Below are 15,236 nucleotides of genomic sequence, written 5' to 3'. Positions count from 1 at the left end.
CGCATCAGGCCACGTCGCCCGGCGCAGGCGGCCAGGGCAGCGCCGGCAGGTCGTGGAAGATGCGGCGCGTGCCGGCGATCCAGTTCTGCTTCAGCGTCTCGAAGTAGGCGTCGCCGCTGTGGAAGCGGCGCTGCATCGTCACGCGCAGGCTGTCGCGGGCATAGCACAGCAGGTCGATCGGCATGCCCACCGACAGGTTGCTGAGCATCGTCGAGTCGAACGACACCAGCACGCACTTGGTGGCGTCCTCCAGCGTGGCGCTGCTGGTCACCGCGAGGTCGAGGATGGGCTTGCCGTACTTGGCCTCGCCGGTCTGCAGGAACGGCGTGTCGGTGCCGGCTTCGATGAAGTTGCCTTCGGCGTACAGGCGGAACAGCCGCATGTCCTCGCCGGCGATCTGCCCGCCGAGGATGAACGAGGCGTTGAACTGCAGCCCGCCGCCTTCCATGAACGGCGCGTCGCGGCGCTCGATGTCGCGCATCGCATCGCCCACCAGGTTGGCGGCGTCGAACATCGACGCCACGCTCCACAGGTGCGGCGGCGCGGCCGCGGCGCGGCGGCGCAGCAGGCTGATGACGGTCTGCGTGGCCGCCAGCCCGCCGCTGCTCAGCAGCACCAGCACGCGGTCGCCGGCGCGTTCGAACACCGTGGTCTTGCAGAAGCTGGCGTAGTTGTCGACACCGGCGTGGGTGCGCGAGTCGCTGGCGAAGATCAGGCCTTCCTCGAGCTTGACGCCGACGCAGTAGGTCATGCCGGCGGCACGAGCTCGGCGCGCACCGAGAAGCGCTCCAGCGTGTTGGGGCCGAAGGTGCTGGCCAGCGCCACGTCGCAGGCGTCGCGGCCGCGCGCGATCAGCACGCGGCCGATGCGCGGCGTGTTGTTGCGCGCGTCGAAGGTGTGCCAGCGGTCGCCCAGGTAGGCCTCGAACCAGCCGGCGAAGTCCATCGTGCCCCAGGGCGGCGGCGTGCCGTGGTCGCCCAGGTAGCCGGTGCAGTAGCGCGCCGGGATGTTGAGGCAGCGGCACAGCGCGATCGCCAGGTGCGCGTAGTCGCGGCACACGCCCTGGCCCTCGTTGTACGCCTCCCAGGCGGTGCGCGTGCGGCGGGCGTGTTCGTAGCCGAACTGGATGTGGTGGTGCACGAAGTCGCACACCGCCTGCACGCGCGCCCAGCCGGTGGGGCCGTTGCCGAAGCGCTGCCAGGCGATGTCGGACAGCTGGTCGGTCTCGCAGTAGCGGCTGCCCAGCAGGTAGACCAGCGTCGACTCGGGCAGCCGTTCCACCGGCAGCTGCTGCGCGTCGGGCAGCACGACGTCGGGCGCGCCGCTGTCGTTGACGAGCGCATCGGTGCTGATGACGAACAGCCCCGCCGGCGCCACCAGCCGACTGCACCAGTTGCCGAACAGGTCGCGGTAGGCGCTGACGGGCACCGGCGGCTGCGTCACCAGGTGGTCGGGCCGCACCAGGTCGGACGCACGCGAGTAGTGGATGCTCAGCGCCAGGATCATCGGCGTCGGCTGCGGACAGCGGTAGGCCATCTCGAAGCCGACGCGGAACTGCAGCGGCTGCGGCGCGGCCGATGCGCTTGCGTAGAGGGCGGGGGCAGTGGCGACGGTGGAACTCCGGTGGCGGGGATTGGGGGCTGCCGCAGTGTCGGCCGGGCGCGGGCGCTGCGTCGGTGCGCTGGCGCACCGACCCGGCAGTGGGCTCAGGCCGGTGGCGCGGCCGGGGCAGCCGGGGCGGCGTCCGGCAGCGCATCGAGCAGGTCGTCGTCGCCGAACGCGGTCTGGAAGCTGCCGGCCTGCAGCCCCTGCTGCTGCAGCCAGCGCACCATCACCGCTTCGTAGCCGTGCGTGACGATCACGCGCTCGGCGCCGGTGGCGGCGATGGCGCGCTGCAGCCCGGGCCAGTCGGCGTGGTCGCTGAGCACGAAGCCGCGGTCCACGCCCTGGCGGCGGCGCGCGCCGCGCAGTTGCATCCAGCCGCTGGCGAAGGCGTCGCCGTGCACGCCCAGGCGCCGGCTCCAGGCGCTGCCCAGCACCGCCGGCGGCGCCACCACCAGGGCCCGGCGCAGGTCGGCCGAGTCGCGCAGCGCGTCCAGCGTCACGGTCTCGGGCAGCGCGACGCCGGCGTCGCGGTAGGCGCGGTTCAGCGGCTCCACCGCGCCGTGCACCACGATGCGGCCGATCGACGGGTCCACCCCCGCCAGCAGCCGCTGCGCCTTGCCGAAGCTGTAGCCCAGCAGCAGGCTGGCGCGGCCGGCATCGGCGTTGGAGCGCCACCAGGCGTCGACCTCGGCGAACACCTCGGCCTGCGCACGCCAGCGGTAGATCGGCAGGCCGAAGGTGCTTTCGGTGATGAAGCAGTCGCAGCGCACGGGCTCGAACGGGTCGCAGGTCGGGTTGGTGTCGTCGGCCACGCCGCTGGTGAAGTAGTCGCCCGAGGCCACCCAGACGCGGCCGGCGTGCGCGATCCGCACCTGCGCCGAGCCCAGCACGTGGCCCGCCGGGTGCAGGCTGACCGTGACGCCGTTCCAGCACACCGTCTCGCCGTAGGACAGCGTCTGCAGCGTGATGTCGCCCAGCCGCGCGCGCAGCACGCCGGCACTGGGCGCGCTGGCCAGGTAGGCGCCGTGGCCGCGCCGCGCGTGGTCGGCATGTGCGTGCGTGACGACGGCACGCGCCACCGGCCGCCAGGGGTCGATGTGGAAATCGCCCGGCGGGCAGTACAGGCCCTCGGGGCGCAGGACCACGAGATCGTCGGCGGGCAGGCTCGGCACGGGCATCGGCGGCGGCATCGGTCTGTCTATCATCGCCTGCCGTGCTGCCCCTCCGCCCGCGGTCGCCCGCCCGCCCCCGCCCCGGCCTGCTGCGCGAGGTCGCGGCGGGCGGCCTGCTGTGCACGGCGTGCTGGCCTGCGACGGCGCTGGACCTGTCGCTGCAGGCCGAGCACTGGCGCTACGACGCCCGCGAAAGCACGCCGTCCGGCTTCGTGCTGAACCGCGACAGCGGCGTGCTGCGCGGCGGCACGCTGGCGCTGCACGCCGCCGTCGGCGCCTGGCGACCCGGCCTGGCGCTGCAGGCGCTGGACGGCACGCTGCGCTACGACGGCCGCACGCAGATCGGCCTGCCGCTGCAGACCCGCACCGGCCTGCAGTGGCGCCGTGCCGCGTGGACGCTGGAGCCCGCGGCCTCGGTGGCGCTGGGGCCGCTGGCGCTGCAGCCGCGGCTGTCGCTGGCACGCCTGCGCCTGGAGCGCGCCATCGCAGCCACGCCGGTCTCGTTGCCCACCACCGAGACCCTGCAGGCCACGACGCTCGGCCTGGGGGCGACGGCGACCTGGACCGCCGGCACACTGGCCTGGCAGGCGGGACTGGACGGCCGCCGGCCCCTGCGCCAGCGCCTGGAGGTCGACACGTTCGGCGTGCTCGACCCCTACGCGCTGCGTCCGCAGTCGCGCTGGTCGACGCAGGTGCTGGGCGCGGTGGCGTGGACGCCGCACCCGGGCTGGACGCTGCGTCTCGGAGCCCGGCGCGAAGCGCTGAACCTGGGCGCCTCGCAGGCGGCGCTGGTGACGGCCGACGGCCGGCCGGCCGCCGTGTCGGCCTATCCGGGCAGCCGGCAGCGGCTGCGCGGCTGGAGCCTGGAACTGCTGCTCGAGCCGTGACGTTTGCACGTTCGGCGCCGAGCCTCCCAAGAACGAACGATGGATCGATCCGCACACAGGAACTTACATTCGGTCCGCCGACGTGCAGCCACGCACCGGCGCCCACGACACCTGGCAAGGAGGACACCCCGATGGACGTACAACGACTGCGGGCGCTGGCGGCCTGCGTGGCCTGCGCGGCCCTGGCCGCAGGCTGCGGCGGCGGCGGCAGCGATGCCGGCAGCAACCTGAACCCGACCCCGCCAGCCCCTGCACCGGGACCGGCCCCCGGCCCCGCCCCGGCACCCAGCACCGGCGCGCCGCCGATCACCGCCAGCGCCAACGGCGCGCGCGCCACGGTCGACTACATCAACGACGCGGTCGCCGACATCGCCACCGCCGGGTCCACCGACGGGCTGCCCGGCGCCAGCCTCACGGCCGCCCTGCCCACGGGCGCCACCGTGACCGGCAGCTTTCCGTGCACCAGCGGCAACGTCAGCTACAGCTACACGTACAACGACGCCACTGCCGCGCCGGTCAGCTACAGCTTCAGCTACAACAACTGCAGCTATGGCACCGCCCAGTACGGCTACACCTACAACGGCACGGCGACGCTGAACTACAGCAACTACGTCAGCGCCACCAGCTTCAGCTTCTCGCAGGTGTACGACATCACCTACACGTACACGAGCGGCGGCTACACCAGCAGCGGGAGCTCGAAGTTCTCGCAGACCTGCAACTACGCCAGCGCCGGCCTGCAGTGCAGCTACCTCGTGGGCGACAACGCGGTCAGCGACATCAGCGTCAGCAGCAGCGGCAGCGTCACCACCGTCAGCAGCGCCACCGTGACCAGCGGCACCGTGACCCTGCGCTACACCGGCTGGGTCTACGACGCCAGCACCGGGCGCGCCACCGCCGGCACCGTGACCGTCAGCGACGGCAACGGTAACTCGGCGACCGTCCAGGTGGTCGGCGGCGGCTACCGCGTCACCGTGGTCTACAACGGGGCGACCACCGTCTACGACGTCGCGTACTGAGCGACCGGTGGCCTGCCTGGTCGGGCCGTGCCCGGCCAGGCGTGGACAATCGGGGCATGGATTGGCTGCACGAAGACCGCTGGCTCGACGGCGACGGAAACCCGTCGCCCGCGCGCCTGCTGCTGGACCCCCGCGGCCGCATCTCGCGGCGCACCTTCTGGCTCTACGGTGTGCTGGCGCTGACCGGGCTGACGCTGCTGGCGCGTGCGCTGCTGGACATTGCGCGCTGGAACACGGCCGAGGCCGAGGCGCTGGTGAACCTGGTGCTGCTGTGGCCGGCGGTGGCGATCTCGGCCAAGCGCTGGCACGACCGCGACAAGTCGGGCTGGTGGGTGCTGGTGGCCCTGGTGCCCGTGGTCGGCGTGCTGTGGATGCTGATCGACAACGGCTGCCGGCGCGGCACCGCCGGCGCCAACCGCTTCGGCCCGCCGCCTGCCGTCTGACGCACGGCGGGCCCGCTGGGGCGGTCAGTACCGGCCGGTGATGCCGGCCAGGCGCAGGTAGAGGTTGGCCGCCCAGGCCACGGCGCCGCGGTGCAGCCAGCTGCGCCAGCCGCGGCGCTCGGTCGGCTGCGCCACCTCGGCGGACACCGCCAGCGCCGCCTCGAAGCGGGTGCGCAGCGCCGCTGCGAAGCTGGCGTCGCGCACCACCACGTTGGCCTCCAGGTTCAGCAGCAGCGACAAGGGGTCGATGTTGCTGCTGCCCACGGTGGCCCAGTCGTCGTCGACCACGGCCACCTTGGCGTGCAGGAAGGCGGGCATGTACTCGAAGATGCGCACGCCGTGCGCGCCCAGTTCGGCGTACAGCGCGCGCGCTGCCATCGCGGCGATGCGGTAGTCGATCTTGCCCTGCAGCAGCAGCCGCACCTGCACGCCGCGCCTGGCCGCCAGACGCAATGCGCGCCGGAAGCCCTGGCCGGGGTAGAAGTACGGCACCGCGATGTCGATGCGCTCGCGGGCGCTGCGCAGCGCCTCGATGTAGCTGCGCTCGATGGCGCGGCGCTGCCGGAAGTTGTCACGCACCACGAAGGCGGCCCGCACCGGCCGCGCCGCCATCTCGGCGCTCTGGCGGCGCTGGCGCGATTCGCGCGCGCGCAGGCGGCGCAGCAGCGCCAGGCCGCGGTCGAGCGGCTGGCTGCTGCGTGCCAGCGCACGCACCTCGTCGCGCCAGCCGTGGCCCAGGTTGGCGCGCGCCCACATCGCGCGCGTGGTGGCGTGCACCTGGCGCGCCAGCGGGCCGCGCACCTCGATCGCGAAGTCCAGCCGCGGCGTCTCGGTCCAGCCGTGGTTGAGGTCGTTGCGGTCTTCGATGACGTTGATGCCGCCCACGAACGCCGTGCGCTGGTCGACCACGCAGAGCTTCTGGTGCAGCCGGCGCAGCTGACCAGGCTGCAGCCAGGCCCACCAGCGGTCGAGCGCACGGAACACCTCCAGCCGCACGCCGCTGCCGGCCAGCCACGCGCGCAGCGTGGGCAGCGTGGCCAGCGAGCCGAAGCCGTCGACGACCAGGTGCACCGCGATGCCGCGGCGGTCGGCGTCGAGCAGCGCGTCGGCGATGCGGCGGCCGGCGCTGTCGTCGTGGAAGATGTAGGTCGCCAGCCAGACTTCGCGCCGGGCCCCGGCGATGGCCTCGCACATGCGCGGAAACAGCTGGTCGCCGCCTTCCAGCAGGTCCACCGCGTTGGAGCCGACGAAGCGCGGTGCCGGCACCCCCAGGCGGGCCCACAAGGATGCATCGCCCGGATGCATCGCTCGCCCCTGCAGCATCAGGCGGGCTCCAGTTCCGCCACCAGCGGCAGGTGGTCGGACATGCGGGCCCAGGCCATGCCGCGCGGCACCATCATCGTGCTGCAGCGCAGCCCGCGCAGGTAGAAGCGGTCGAGCGCGAACACCGGCGCCAGCGACGGGAACGTCAGGCGCTGCGCCCGACCGGCCTCGGGCACGTGGGCGCGCTGCAGGCCCACGGCGGCCATCAGCGGGTCGAGCTTCTCGCTCCAGTCGTTGAAGTCGCCGGCCACCACCAGCATCTCGCCGGGCGGCACTTCGGCGGCGATGAAGGCCGCCAGGCGCTCGACCTGGCGCACGCGGCTGGCGTGCACCAGCCCGAAGTGCACGACGATGGCGTGCACGGTGGTGCCGTTCCACTGCACCGGCACGTGCAGCAGGCCGCGCTGCTCGAAGCGGTGGTCGCTGACGTCGTGGTGACCGATGTCGCCCACCGGCCAGCGCGACAGCAGCGCATTGCCGTGCTCGCCGTGGCGCGTGACGGCGTTGCTGCGGTAGGCCGCGGTGTAGCCCTCGGGCGCAAGGAAGTCCGCCTGGCCCTGGTCGGGCCAACCGAACGAGGTGCGGTCGAAGCGGCGTGCGTCGCGCGTGTGGAACAGGCGCACCTCCTGCAGGAACACCAGATCGGCGTCGAACGATTCGACCGCCAGCCCCAGGTTGTGGATCTCCAGCCGCTTGCCGCGGCCCATGCCGCGCACGCCCTTGTGGATGTTGTAGGTGGCCACGCGCAGCGCGCCGATGCTGGTCAGCGGCGGCATCTGCGTCGACTGCAGCGGGTTCAGCGCATTCATCGCGGCACCTCCAGTCCGAAGCGCGGCAGCTGCAGGATGGCCTCGGCGTTGCTGGGGCTGAAGCAGTGGTCGGCCGCCGCACGCCAGGGCAGCCACCGGTGCTGCAGGTGTTCGCGCGGGTTCAGCGTCACCGCCGTGCCCGGAGCCACGGTGAGGCCGAAGACGTGTTCGGTGTTGTGCGTGACGCCCGGCGCATAGCGGTGGCGCCAGGTGGGGTAGATCTCGTAGACGTTGGACAGCCCCCAGTCACGCATGGTGCCGGCGGTGATGCCGGTCTCCTCGGCCACCTCGCGCCAGGCCGTCTGCAGCAGCGGTTCATCGGGCGCGTCCAGCGAGCCGGTGACGCTCTGCCAGTAGCCGGGCCGGTCGGCCCGTTCGATCAGCAGCACCTGCCCGTCGGGCTGGTGGATCACGACGAGCACGGACACCGGGATCTTGGGGGGCTTGTTCACCGGGCGGGATTGTAGGAGCCGGCCCTGTGCGCGGGTCTGCGCGCTGTCATGGCCCCGACACGGCGGGCCGCAAGCATCGCAACCTTCCGAACCCCCGAGCGAAGGACACTCTGATGACTCCCCGCCTCCACCTGCTGGCTGCCGCTGCGCTGCTGACCGCCGGCGCCCAGGCCCAGACGCTCAGCGGCTGGGCGCTGCTGCCCGCCGCCACCTTCGCCGACGGCCCCACCTCGGGCCAGTTCGCGGCGCCCAACCCCTACGGCACCAACCTGCCGCCGTTCATCGACAAGCAGCCGGTGCAGGGCTTCTCGGGCGTGCTCGCCGGCCCGCGTGCCGGCAGCTTCCACATGCTGGTCGACAACGGCTTCGGCGGCCAGGCGAACTCGGCCGACGCGCTGCTGCGCGCCTACGCGGTGCAGGTCGACTGGCGCACGAAGTTCGGCGGCAGCGGCACCGTGCGCGCCGCCGACTGGGCCACCGGCCGCCCGCGCGCTGCCTTCGACGCCCGCACCCGGCTGCAGCTGAACGACGCCAACCGCCTGCTGCAGTTGCCGATCCAGGCCGACTACACGCATTACTACGACAACCCCGCCAACCCGCAGGTGCCCGAAGGCATCCGCGCCGGCCGGCTGCTCACGGGCGCCGACTTCGACATCGAGTCGATCCGCCGCGACCGCGCCGGCAACCTCTGGTTCGGCGACGAGTTCGGCCCCTACCTGATCAAGACCGACGCGCAGGGCACCGTGCTGCGCGACGCCATCGTGCTGCCCGGCGTCTACGCGCCCGAGCACCGTGACGTGCGGGCCGGCACCGCCACCGCCAACCTGGGCGGCAGCGGCGGCTTCGAGGGCATGGCCCTGAACGCCAGCGGCGACAAGCTCTACACGCTGCTGGAGAAGACGGTGGCCGGCGACACCGCCAAGACCCTGCGCATCGACGAGTTCGACCTTGCCTCCGAGGCCTACACCGGCGTGCAGTTCTTCTACCCGCTCGACACGGCCGGCACCGCCATCGGGGACATGGTGGCGGTGGACGACCACCGCTTCGTCGTGATCGAGCGCAACGGCGGCACCGCGACCAGCGGCACGCCGTTCAAGAAGCTGTACCTGATCGACATCACGGGCCTGGCCAGCGGCGGCACGGTGGCCAAGACCGAGCTCGTGGACCTGATGAACATCGCCGACCCCGACGACCTGAACGGCGACGGCAGCACGGTGTTCACGTTGCCCTACGTGACGATCGAGAACGTGCTGGTGCTGAACCGCCGCACGCTGCTGGTGGCCAACGACAACAACTTCCCGTACGGCGGCGGCCGCGAACTGGCGTCGGACAACACCGAGTTCATCCGCATCGCGCTGCCGGCGCCGATCGGCCGCTGAGCCGACGGCGGCAGCGCCCGCGGACCGGTGGGCCCCCCGCGCCCGTGAACCGCTACAGCAGCACGATGTCGTACTGCTCCGGGTTCATCGTCGGCTCGGCGCTGAGGCTGATCGGCTTGCCGATGAACTCGCTCAGGCCCGCGAGGTGCGTGCTCTCTTCGTCGAGCAGCATCTCGACGACGGCAGCACTGGCGACGACGCGGAACTCCTTCGGGTTGAACTGGCGGGCTTCGCGCAGGATCTCGCGCAGGATGTCGTAGCACACGCTGCGCGCCGTCTTCACCTGCCCGCGGCCCTCGCAGGTGGGGCAGGGCTGGCACAGCATGTGGGCCAGGCTCTCCCGCGTGCGCTTCCTCGTCATCTCCACCAGGCCGAGCTGCGTGAAGCCGCTCACCGTGGTGCGCGTGCGGTCGCGCGCGAGCTGCTTGCGCAACTCGGCCAGCACGGCCTGCTGGTGGTCTTCGCGGGTCATGTCGATGAAGTCCGCGATGATGATGCCGCCCAGGTTGCGCAGGCGCAGCTGGCGCGCGATGGCGCCGGCGGCTTCGAGGTTGGTCTTGAAGATGGTGTCTTCGAAGTTGCGCGCGCCGACGAAGCCGCCGGTGTTCACGTCGACCGTGGTCAGCGCCTCGGTCTGGTCGATGATGAGGTAGCCGCCGCTCTTCAGGTCCACGCGCCGCGCCAGCGCGCGCTGGATCTCCTCTTCGATGCCGAAGAGGTCGAAGATGGGCCGCTCGCCGCGGTACAGGTCGAGCTTGGCGCGCGCGCCGGGCATGTAGACGTCGCCGAAGGCCTTCAGCGCCTCGAACTGCATCTGCGAGTCGATGCGGATGGTCTGCGTGGCGTCGGTCGTCAGGTCGCGCAGCACGCGTTCGGCCAGGCTCAGGTCCTGGTGCAGCAGCGTGCCGGGCTTCTGCGCCTGCGCGCGCTGGCGGATCGTGGCCCAGGTCTTGCGCAGGTAGGCGATGTCGTCGGCGAGCTCGGCGTCGCTGGCTTCCTCGGCGTTGGTGCGCAGGATGAAGCCGCCACCCTTGTCGTCGGGGTCGTGCGCGGCCAGCACCTGCATGCGTGCGCGCAGCTGCTCGCGCAGCTCGGGGCTGCCGATCTTCTGGCTGATGCCGATGTGGTTGTCGTGCGGCAGGAAGACCAGCATGCGCCCTGCGATGCTGACCTGCGTGGACAGCCGCGCCCCCTTGGTGCCGATGGCGTCCTTGATGACCTGCACCGTCAGCGTCTGGCCTTCGAAGACCTGGCGCTCGATCGGCGGCAGCGGCGCATCCGGGCGCGTTGCGGGGTGGCCGTGCAGGTCGGCCACATGCAGGAAGGCCGCGCGCTCCAGGCCGATGTCGACGAAGGCGCTCTGCATGCCGGGCAGCACGCGCGCCACCTTGCCCAGGTAGACGTTGCCGACCTGGCCGCGTTCCAGCGTGCGCTCGATGTGCAGTTCCTGCACCGCACCGTTTTCGACGACGGCCACCCGCGTTTCCTGCGGGGCCCAGTTGATGAGGATGTCCTGGTTGGCCAAGGGCGGTACTGCGTCGTTGTTGTCAGGGGCTGGCCTGCACGCGGGCCCGGGCCAGCAGCTCCCGCGTCTCGAACAGGGGCAGACCCATGATACCGGTGTAGCTCCCGTCGATGCGCTCGATCCAGGCCGAGATCGGCCCCTGGATGGCATAGGCCCCGGCCTTGCCGAAGGGCTCGCCGCTGGCGATGTACTGGTCGATGACGCGCTCGGACAGCGCCGCGAAGCGCACGCGCGACGTGCTCAGCGCCAGCAGCGACTCGCGGCCGTGGCTCACGGCCACCGCGGTGTGCACCTGGTGCCAGCGGCCCGACAGCAGCCGCAGCGTGGCCGCGGCGTCGGCGGCGTCGCGCGGCTTGCCCAGGATGCGCCGGCCCGCCGCCACCGTGGTGTCGGCGGTGAGGATGGGAGCCTCAGGCAGGCCGCGCGTGTGCAGCCGTGTGCGTGCGGCCAGCAGCTTGGCCAGCGTGACGCGGCGCACGTAGTCCACCGGTGCTTCGTCGGGCCGTTCTTCCTCCAGCCGCTCGGCGTTCTCGCGCAGCGCCGGCAGCAGCGGGCGGTGCGCGATGCCCAGCTGCTCGATCAGCTGCGCGCGGCGCGGGCTCTGCGAGGCGAGGTAGACGAATCGGTGCATGGTGCTGGCAGCGCCTCACTCTCGGTGGTAGGGGTGGCCGCTGCCCAGGCTCCAGGCGCGGTACAGCGCCTCGGCCAGCAGCACGCGCGCGAAGGCGTGCGGCAGGGTCAGGTCCGACAGGCGCAGCGTCTCGTCGGCCGTGGCCTTCAGCGCCGGGTCCAGGCCATCGGGGCCGCCGATCAGCAGCGCCACGTCGCGGCCGTCGCCGCGCCAGAACTGCAGGCGTTCGGCCAGCGTGGCGCTGGTGTGGCGGCTGCCGTGTTCGTCGAGCACGACGCGGCGCGCGCCTTTCGCCATGGCGCCCTCGATGCGCTGCGCCTCGGCCGCCATGCACTGCGCGGCGGTCTTGCCGCCGCTGCGGGGCTCGGCCTTCAGTGCCTTCAGTTCCAGACGCATCTCGGGCGGGAAGCGCTTGGCGAAGTCGTCCCAGGCCGTGTCGGCCCAGGCGGGCTGGCGCTGGCCCACGGCCACGACCACCAGCTTCATCGGGCTCAGCGCGTGCCGGACTTCTTGGGCACGCTCTTGCGGGCCACGACCACGGTCTTCACGGCGGCGCGCTTGGCGGGCGCGGTCTTGCCGGCTGCCGTCTTGGCGGGCGCCTTCTTGGCCGCCACGCGCTTGAACGCCGCGGTCTGGTTGGCGGCACGCTTGGCCGCCACCTTCTTCGCCGGCGCCGTGCGCGGCGCGGCGCGGCGCGGCTCGGCAGCCGCGGCCTGGCCCTTCTTGGCGGCGTTGGACCGCCCGAGCGGTGGCGCCGGCTCGCTGGCCTTCACGAGGCCGGTCTTGGCCTCGCCCATCTTCATGCGCACCGACTTCGCACCCCAGATCTCCTCGAGGTGGTAGTAGTCGCGGATCGCCGGCTGCATGATGTGCGCCACCGCGGCGCCACAGTCGACGATGATCCATTCACCGTTGTCCTCGCCCTCGGTGGACAGCACCGGGAAGCCACGCGCCTTGACGCTGTCGCGCACGCTGGCGGCCAGGGCCTTGGTCTGGCGGTTGCTGGTGCCCGAGGCGACGATGACGCGTTCGAACATCGAGCTCAGGTGCTCGGTGTTGAAGACGGCGATGTTCTGCGCCTTCACGTCCTCGAGGCCATCGACGATGGCGCGCTGCAGTTTGCGAATGTCCATTCAGTTCCTGATGGCGGCTGCGTACAGCCTGTGTTGGTCAATATAGCCCGCCACGTCGGCGGGCACCAGGGTGGAGATGTCCAGGCCCAGGGCGGCCCGGCGGCGGATGTCGGTGGACGAGATGTCCAGCATGGCCAGCGGCACGCTGCGGTGCGGGAAACGCAGCACGTCGGCGTGCACCGCGGGCGCGGCGCCGGGGCGGTTGGCCACCGCCAGCGTCACGCGGGTCAGCAGTTCCTGCCACTGGTTCCAGGTGTGCAGGCCCGCGTACTGGTCCTGCCCGATGAGCAGGAACCACTGCTGCCCGGGCTGCGCGGCCTGCAGCGCACGCACCGTGTCCAGGGTGTAGCTGGGGCCGGCGCGGTCGATCTCGATGCGGTCCAGCACGAAGCGCGGCTCGCCGGCGATCGCCAGCTGCACCATCGCGGCACGGTGCACGGCATCGGTGACCTGGCGGTCCTTCTGCCAGGGCTGGCCAGCGGGTATCCAGCGCACGGCGTCCAGCTGCAGGTCGACCAGGGCCGAGCGCGCCAAGGCGACATGCGCGTTGTGCACCGGGTCGAAAGTGCCCCCGAAGAGGCCGATGCGCTTCACGCGGCGAGCCAGTCGCGCGGGCGCAGGAAGTCGGTGTAGAGCTTCGCCTCGGGGCTGCCGGACTCGGGGTGCCAGTCGTAGCGCCACTTCACGATGGGCGGCATCGACATCAGGATGCTCTCGGTGCGGCCGCCGCTCTGCAGGCCGAACAGCGTGCCCCGGTCCCACACGAGGTTGAACTCGACGTAGCGGCCGCGGCGGTAGGCCTGGAAGTCGCGCTCGCGCTCGGTGTAGGGCGTGTCGCGGCGGCGCTGCACGATGGGCAGGTAGGCCGGCACGAAGGCGTCGCCGACCGCACGGATCATCGCGAAGCCGCTGTCGAAGCTGCCTTCGGTGAAGTCGTCGAAGAAGACGCCGCCGATGCCGCGCGGCTCGTTGCGGTGCTTCAGGAAGAAGTACTCGTCGCACCAGGCCTTGAAGCGCGGGTACTTGTCGGCGCCGAACGGCGCCAGCGCATCGCGGCAGGTGGCATGGAAGTGGCGGGCGTCGTCTTCCACGCCGTAGTAGGGCGTCAGGTCCATGCCGCCGCCGAACCACACCACCGGCTCCTTGCCTTCGGGCAGCGCCGCGAACATGCGCACGTTCATGTGCACCGTGGGCACGTGCGGGTTGCGCGGATGCATCACGAGCGACACGCCCATGGCCTCGAACGGCGCACCCGCCAGCTCGGGCCGGTGCTGCGTGGCCGACGGCGGCAGCGTCCTGCCCTTCACGTGGCTGAAGTTGCAGCCGCCGCGCTCCAGCACGTTGCCCTCCTCGACCAGCTGCGACAGCCCGTCGCCTTCGAGCCGGCCGCCGGGTTCGCGCGTCCAGCCGTCGCTCACGAAGGCCTTGCCGTCCTCGGCCTGGAAGGTGGCGACGATGTGGCCTTGCAGGCCCAACAGGTAGGTACGAACCGCAGCGGTGTCAATCATGGGAGGAACTTCCGTCATCAAGCGGCCGCCGCGGATCCGGCTGCGCCGGTCCGCTGGCGGCGCCCCCCGGGGGGAGGCGCCGAAGGCGCTTCGGGGGGGTCAATGTCTGATGGCGCGGTGGCCGATGTCGTTGCGCCACTGCGCGCCGTCGAAGTGGATGGTGCGCACGGCGTCCAGCGCCCGCTGCTGGGCCAGCCGCACCGATTCGCCCAGCGCGGTGACGCACAGCACGCGGCCGCCGCTGGTGACGGGCTGGCCGTCCTTCAGCGTGCTGCCGGCGTGGAAGACCTGCAGGTCGTCGGACGCCGCCGGAAGCACGGTGATGGGGTCGCCCGCGCGCGGCGTGCCGGGGTAGCCGGCGGCCGCCATCACCACGCCCAGCGCGACGCGGCGGTCCCATTGCAGTTCGGCCTCGTGCAGCGTGCCGTCGGTGGCATGCATCAGCACCTCGAACAGGTCGCTCTTCAGCCGCATCAGGATGACCTCGGCCTCGGGGTCGCCGAGCCGGCAGTTGAACTCCACCGTGCGCGGCTGGCCCTGGGCGTCGATCATCAGCCCGGCGTACAGGAAGCCGGTGAACGGGTGGCCGTCCTTGGCCATGCCGGCGAGCGTGGGGTGGATGATCTCCTGCATCACCTTCGCATGCACGTTGGGCGTGACCACCGGCGCCGGCGAGTACGCGCCCATGCCGCCCGTGTTGGGCCCGCGGTCGCCGTCGAAGATGCGCTTGTGGTCCTGGCTGGTGGCCAGCGGCAGCACGTGCTGGCCGTCGCACAGCACGATGAAGCTGGCTTCCTCGCCGTCCATGAACTCCTCGATCACGACACGGCCGCCGGGCACGCCCAGCATGGTGTCGATGGCGGCGTGCGCTTCCTCGGCCGTCATTGCCACCACCACGCCCTTGCCGGCGGCCAGGCCGTCGGCCTTCACGACGATGGGCGCGCCGTGCTTGTCCACGTGGGCATGGGCGGCTGCGGCGTCGGTGAAGCTGGCGTACAGCGCGGTCGGGATGCCGTGGCGCTGCATGAATTCCTTGGCGAAGGCCTTGGAGCTCTCCAGCTGCGCCGCGGCCCGCGTGGGGCCGAAGATGCGCAGGCCGCGGGCGCGGAAGACGTCGACCACGCCGGCGGCCAGCGGCGCCTCGGGGCCGACGACCGTCAGCGCCACCTTCTCGGCCACGGCGAAGTCGGCCAGCGCCGCGGGGTCGCTCAGTGGCACGTTGCGCAGGTTGGGGTCGAGCGCGGTGCCGGCGTTGCCGGGGGCCACGTACACGGTCTGCACGCGCGCGCCCTGCGCCAGCTTCCAGGCCAGCGCGTGTTCGCGGCCGCCGCCGCCGATGACGAGCACCTTCAT

General features: G+C 72.0%; 17 protein-coding genes. 4 read left to right on the top strand and 13 right to left on the bottom strand.

Annotation, left to right across the window (positions count from 1 at the left end; translation table 11 throughout):
* Nucleotides 1-4: 4 nt before the first annotated feature.
* The 3 genes from ACPOLB_RS20785 to ACPOLB_RS20775 form a co-directional block, all read right to left on the bottom strand.
* Nucleotides 5-751 (bottom strand): peptidase, encoded by a 747-nt coding sequence (locus ACPOLB_RS20785; protein WP_425257944.1) that lies wholly within the window; start codon nucleotides 749-751, stop codon nucleotides 5-7.
* A complete protein-coding gene (locus ACPOLB_RS20780; RefSeq protein ID WP_425257943.1) occupies nucleotides 748-1,536 on the bottom strand; it encodes a transglutaminase-like domain-containing protein in 789 nt (262 codons plus the stop codon). Before ACPOLB_RS20780 ends, ACPOLB_RS20785 begins: the two co-directional genes overlap by 4 nt.
* 170 nt (nucleotides 1,537-1,706) lie before the next feature.
* On the bottom strand, nucleotides 1,707-2,783 hold the full coding sequence (locus tag ACPOLB_RS20775) for a ligase-associated DNA damage response exonuclease (RefSeq protein WP_425257942.1): 1,077 nt from the start codon (nucleotides 2,781-2,783) through the stop codon (nucleotides 1,707-1,709).
* A gap of 35 nt (nucleotides 2,784-2,818) precedes the next feature.
* Between ACPOLB_RS20775 and ACPOLB_RS20770 the strand changes: the two genes are divergently transcribed.
* The 3 genes from ACPOLB_RS20770 (at nucleotide 2,819) to ACPOLB_RS20760 (ending at nucleotide 5,123) form a co-directional block, all read left to right on the top strand.
* The gene (locus ACPOLB_RS20770) at nucleotides 2,819-3,664 is read left to right on the top strand and encodes a hypothetical protein (protein ID WP_425257941.1); all 846 of its coding nucleotides are present in this window, start codon (nucleotides 2,819-2,821) and stop codon (nucleotides 3,662-3,664) included.
* A gap of 131 nt (nucleotides 3,665-3,795) precedes the next feature.
* Nucleotides 3,796-4,680 carry a hypothetical protein gene (locus ACPOLB_RS20765; RefSeq protein WP_425257940.1) on the top strand — a complete coding sequence of 295 codons (885 nt, stop codon included), beginning with the start codon at nucleotides 3,796-3,798 and terminating at the stop codon, nucleotides 4,678-4,680.
* A 56-nt stretch (nucleotides 4,681-4,736) separates the two neighbouring features.
* The gene (locus tag ACPOLB_RS20760; RefSeq protein ID WP_425257938.1) at nucleotides 4,737-5,123 is read left to right on the top strand and encodes a DUF805 domain-containing protein; all 387 of its coding nucleotides are present in this window, start codon (nucleotides 4,737-4,739) and stop codon (nucleotides 5,121-5,123) included.
* Between the two features lie 24 nt (nucleotides 5,124-5,147).
* Here the strand turns inward: ACPOLB_RS20760 and clsB are convergent, their stop codons facing one another.
* From clsB to nudB, 3 genes are read right to left on the bottom strand one after another with little or no spacing between them, the layout of a single operon-like run.
* On the bottom strand, nucleotides 5,148-6,446 hold the full coding sequence (clsB, locus tag ACPOLB_RS20755; protein ID WP_425257937.1) for a cardiolipin synthase ClsB: 1,299 nt from the start codon (nucleotides 6,444-6,446) through the stop codon (nucleotides 5,148-5,150).
* Nucleotides 6,446-7,255: an endonuclease/exonuclease/phosphatase family protein gene (locus tag ACPOLB_RS20750; protein ID WP_425257936.1), complete on the bottom strand. Its 810-nt coding sequence runs from the start codon at nucleotides 7,253-7,255 to the stop codon at nucleotides 6,446-6,448. Before ACPOLB_RS20750 ends, clsB begins: the two co-directional genes overlap by 1 nt.
* On the bottom strand, nucleotides 7,252-7,707 hold the full coding sequence (nudB, locus tag ACPOLB_RS20745; RefSeq protein WP_425257935.1) for a dihydroneopterin triphosphate diphosphatase: 456 nt from the start codon (nucleotides 7,705-7,707) through the stop codon (nucleotides 7,252-7,254). Before nudB ends, ACPOLB_RS20750 begins: the two co-directional genes overlap by 4 nt.
* Before the next feature lie 113 nt (nucleotides 7,708-7,820).
* Between nudB and ACPOLB_RS20740 the strand changes: the two genes are divergently transcribed.
* The gene (locus ACPOLB_RS20740) at nucleotides 7,821-9,086 is read left to right on the top strand and encodes an esterase-like activity of phytase family protein (RefSeq protein WP_425257934.1); all 1,266 of its coding nucleotides are present in this window, start codon (nucleotides 7,821-7,823) and stop codon (nucleotides 9,084-9,086) included.
* A 52-nt stretch (nucleotides 9,087-9,138) separates the two neighbouring features.
* Here the strand turns inward: ACPOLB_RS20740 and rng are convergent, their stop codons facing one another.
* The 7 genes from rng to purD all read right to left on the bottom strand — a co-directional run bounded on the left by rng (nucleotide 9,139) and on the right by purD (nucleotide 15,236).
* On the bottom strand, nucleotides 9,139-10,611 hold the full coding sequence (gene rng, locus ACPOLB_RS20735; RefSeq protein ID WP_425257933.1) for a ribonuclease G: 1,473 nt from the start codon (nucleotides 10,609-10,611) through the stop codon (nucleotides 9,139-9,141).
* Nucleotides 10,612-10,633: 22 nt separating this feature from the next.
* Nucleotides 10,634-11,242, bottom strand: coding sequence for a Maf family protein (locus tag ACPOLB_RS20730; protein ID WP_425257932.1), 609 nt, complete (start codon nucleotides 11,240-11,242; stop codon nucleotides 10,634-10,636).
* A 15-nt stretch (nucleotides 11,243-11,257) separates the two neighbouring features.
* Nucleotides 11,258-11,728 carry a 23S rRNA (pseudouridine(1915)-N(3))-methyltransferase RlmH gene (gene rlmH / locus ACPOLB_RS20725; RefSeq protein WP_425257931.1) on the bottom strand — a complete coding sequence of 157 codons (471 nt, stop codon included), beginning with the start codon at nucleotides 11,726-11,728 and terminating at the stop codon, nucleotides 11,258-11,260.
* 5 nt (nucleotides 11,729-11,733) lie between these two features.
* The gene (gene rsfS / locus ACPOLB_RS20720; protein WP_425257930.1) at nucleotides 11,734-12,375 is read right to left on the bottom strand and encodes a ribosome silencing factor; all 642 of its coding nucleotides are present in this window, start codon (nucleotides 12,373-12,375) and stop codon (nucleotides 11,734-11,736) included.
* Nucleotides 12,376-12,969 (bottom strand): nicotinate-nucleotide adenylyltransferase, encoded by a 594-nt coding sequence (gene nadD, locus ACPOLB_RS20715; protein ID WP_425257929.1) that lies wholly within the window; start codon nucleotides 12,967-12,969, stop codon nucleotides 12,376-12,378.
* Nucleotides 12,966-13,883, bottom strand: a complete 918-nt coding sequence (hemF, locus tag ACPOLB_RS20710; protein WP_425257928.1) for an oxygen-dependent coproporphyrinogen oxidase — start codon at nucleotides 13,881-13,883, stop codon at nucleotides 12,966-12,968. The genes nadD and hemF overlap by 4 nt, the downstream gene beginning before the upstream one ends.
* 99 nt (nucleotides 13,884-13,982) lie before the next feature.
* On the bottom strand, nucleotides 13,983-15,236 hold the full coding sequence (gene purD / locus ACPOLB_RS20705; RefSeq protein WP_425257927.1) for a phosphoribosylamine--glycine ligase: 1,254 nt from the start codon (nucleotides 15,234-15,236) through the stop codon (nucleotides 13,983-13,985).

It is taken from the genome of Rubrivivax soli, from assembly GCF_049810355.1.
In the GTDB taxonomy this organism is placed as follows: Bacteria; Pseudomonadota; Gammaproteobacteria; order Burkholderiales; family Burkholderiaceae_C; genus Rubrivivax.
The sequence above is the reverse complement of the archived record's forward strand: the minus strand, read 5'-3'. Positions and strand labels throughout refer to the sequence as shown.

What these genes read in the sequence shown, in the direction of transcription:
- ACPOLB_RS20785 (WP_425257944.1), bottom strand. Translation starts at nt 751, where the DNA reads ATGACCTACTGCGTCGGCGTCAAGCTCGAGGAAGGCCTGATCTTCGCC.
- ACPOLB_RS20780 (WP_425257943.1), bottom strand. Translation starts at nt 1,536, where the DNA reads ATGGCCTACCGCTGTCCGCAGCCGACGCCGATGATCCTGGCGCTGAGC.
- ACPOLB_RS20775 (WP_425257942.1), bottom strand. Translation starts at nt 2,783, where the DNA reads ATGCCCGTGCCGAGCCTGCCCGCCGACGATCTCGTGGTCCTGCGCCCC.
- ACPOLB_RS20765 (WP_425257940.1), top strand. Translation starts at nt 3,796, where the DNA reads ATGGACGTACAACGACTGCGGGCGCTGGCGGCCTGCGTGGCCTGCGCG.
- ACPOLB_RS20760 (WP_425257938.1), top strand. Translation starts at nt 4,737, where the DNA reads ATGGATTGGCTGCACGAAGACCGCTGGCTCGACGGCGACGGAAACCCG.
- clsB (WP_425257937.1), bottom strand. Translation starts at nt 6,446, where the DNA reads ATGCTGCAGGGGCGAGCGATGCATCCGGGCGATGCATCCTTGTGGGCC.
- ACPOLB_RS20750 (WP_425257936.1), bottom strand. Translation starts at nt 7,255, where the DNA reads ATGAATGCGCTGAACCCGCTGCAGTCGACGCAGATGCCGCCGCTGACC.
- ACPOLB_RS20740 (WP_425257934.1), top strand. Translation starts at nt 7,821, where the DNA reads ATGACTCCCCGCCTCCACCTGCTGGCTGCCGCTGCGCTGCTGACCGCC.
- ACPOLB_RS20730 (WP_425257932.1), bottom strand. Translation starts at nt 11,242, where the DNA reads ATGCACCGATTCGTCTACCTCGCCTCGCAGAGCCCGCGCCGCGCGCAG.
- rlmH (WP_425257931.1), bottom strand. Translation starts at nt 11,728, where the DNA reads ATGAAGCTGGTGGTCGTGGCCGTGGGCCAGCGCCAGCCCGCCTGGGCC.
- rsfS (WP_425257930.1), bottom strand. Translation starts at nt 12,375, where the DNA reads ATGGACATTCGCAAACTGCAGCGCGCCATCGTCGATGGCCTCGAGGAC.
- hemF (WP_425257928.1), bottom strand. Translation starts at nt 13,883, where the DNA reads ATGATTGACACCGCTGCGGTTCGTACCTACCTGTTGGGCCTGCAAGGC.
- purD (WP_425257927.1), bottom strand. Translation starts at nt 15,236, where the DNA reads ATGAAGGTGCTCGTCATCGGCGGCGGCGGCCGCGAACACGCGCTGGCC.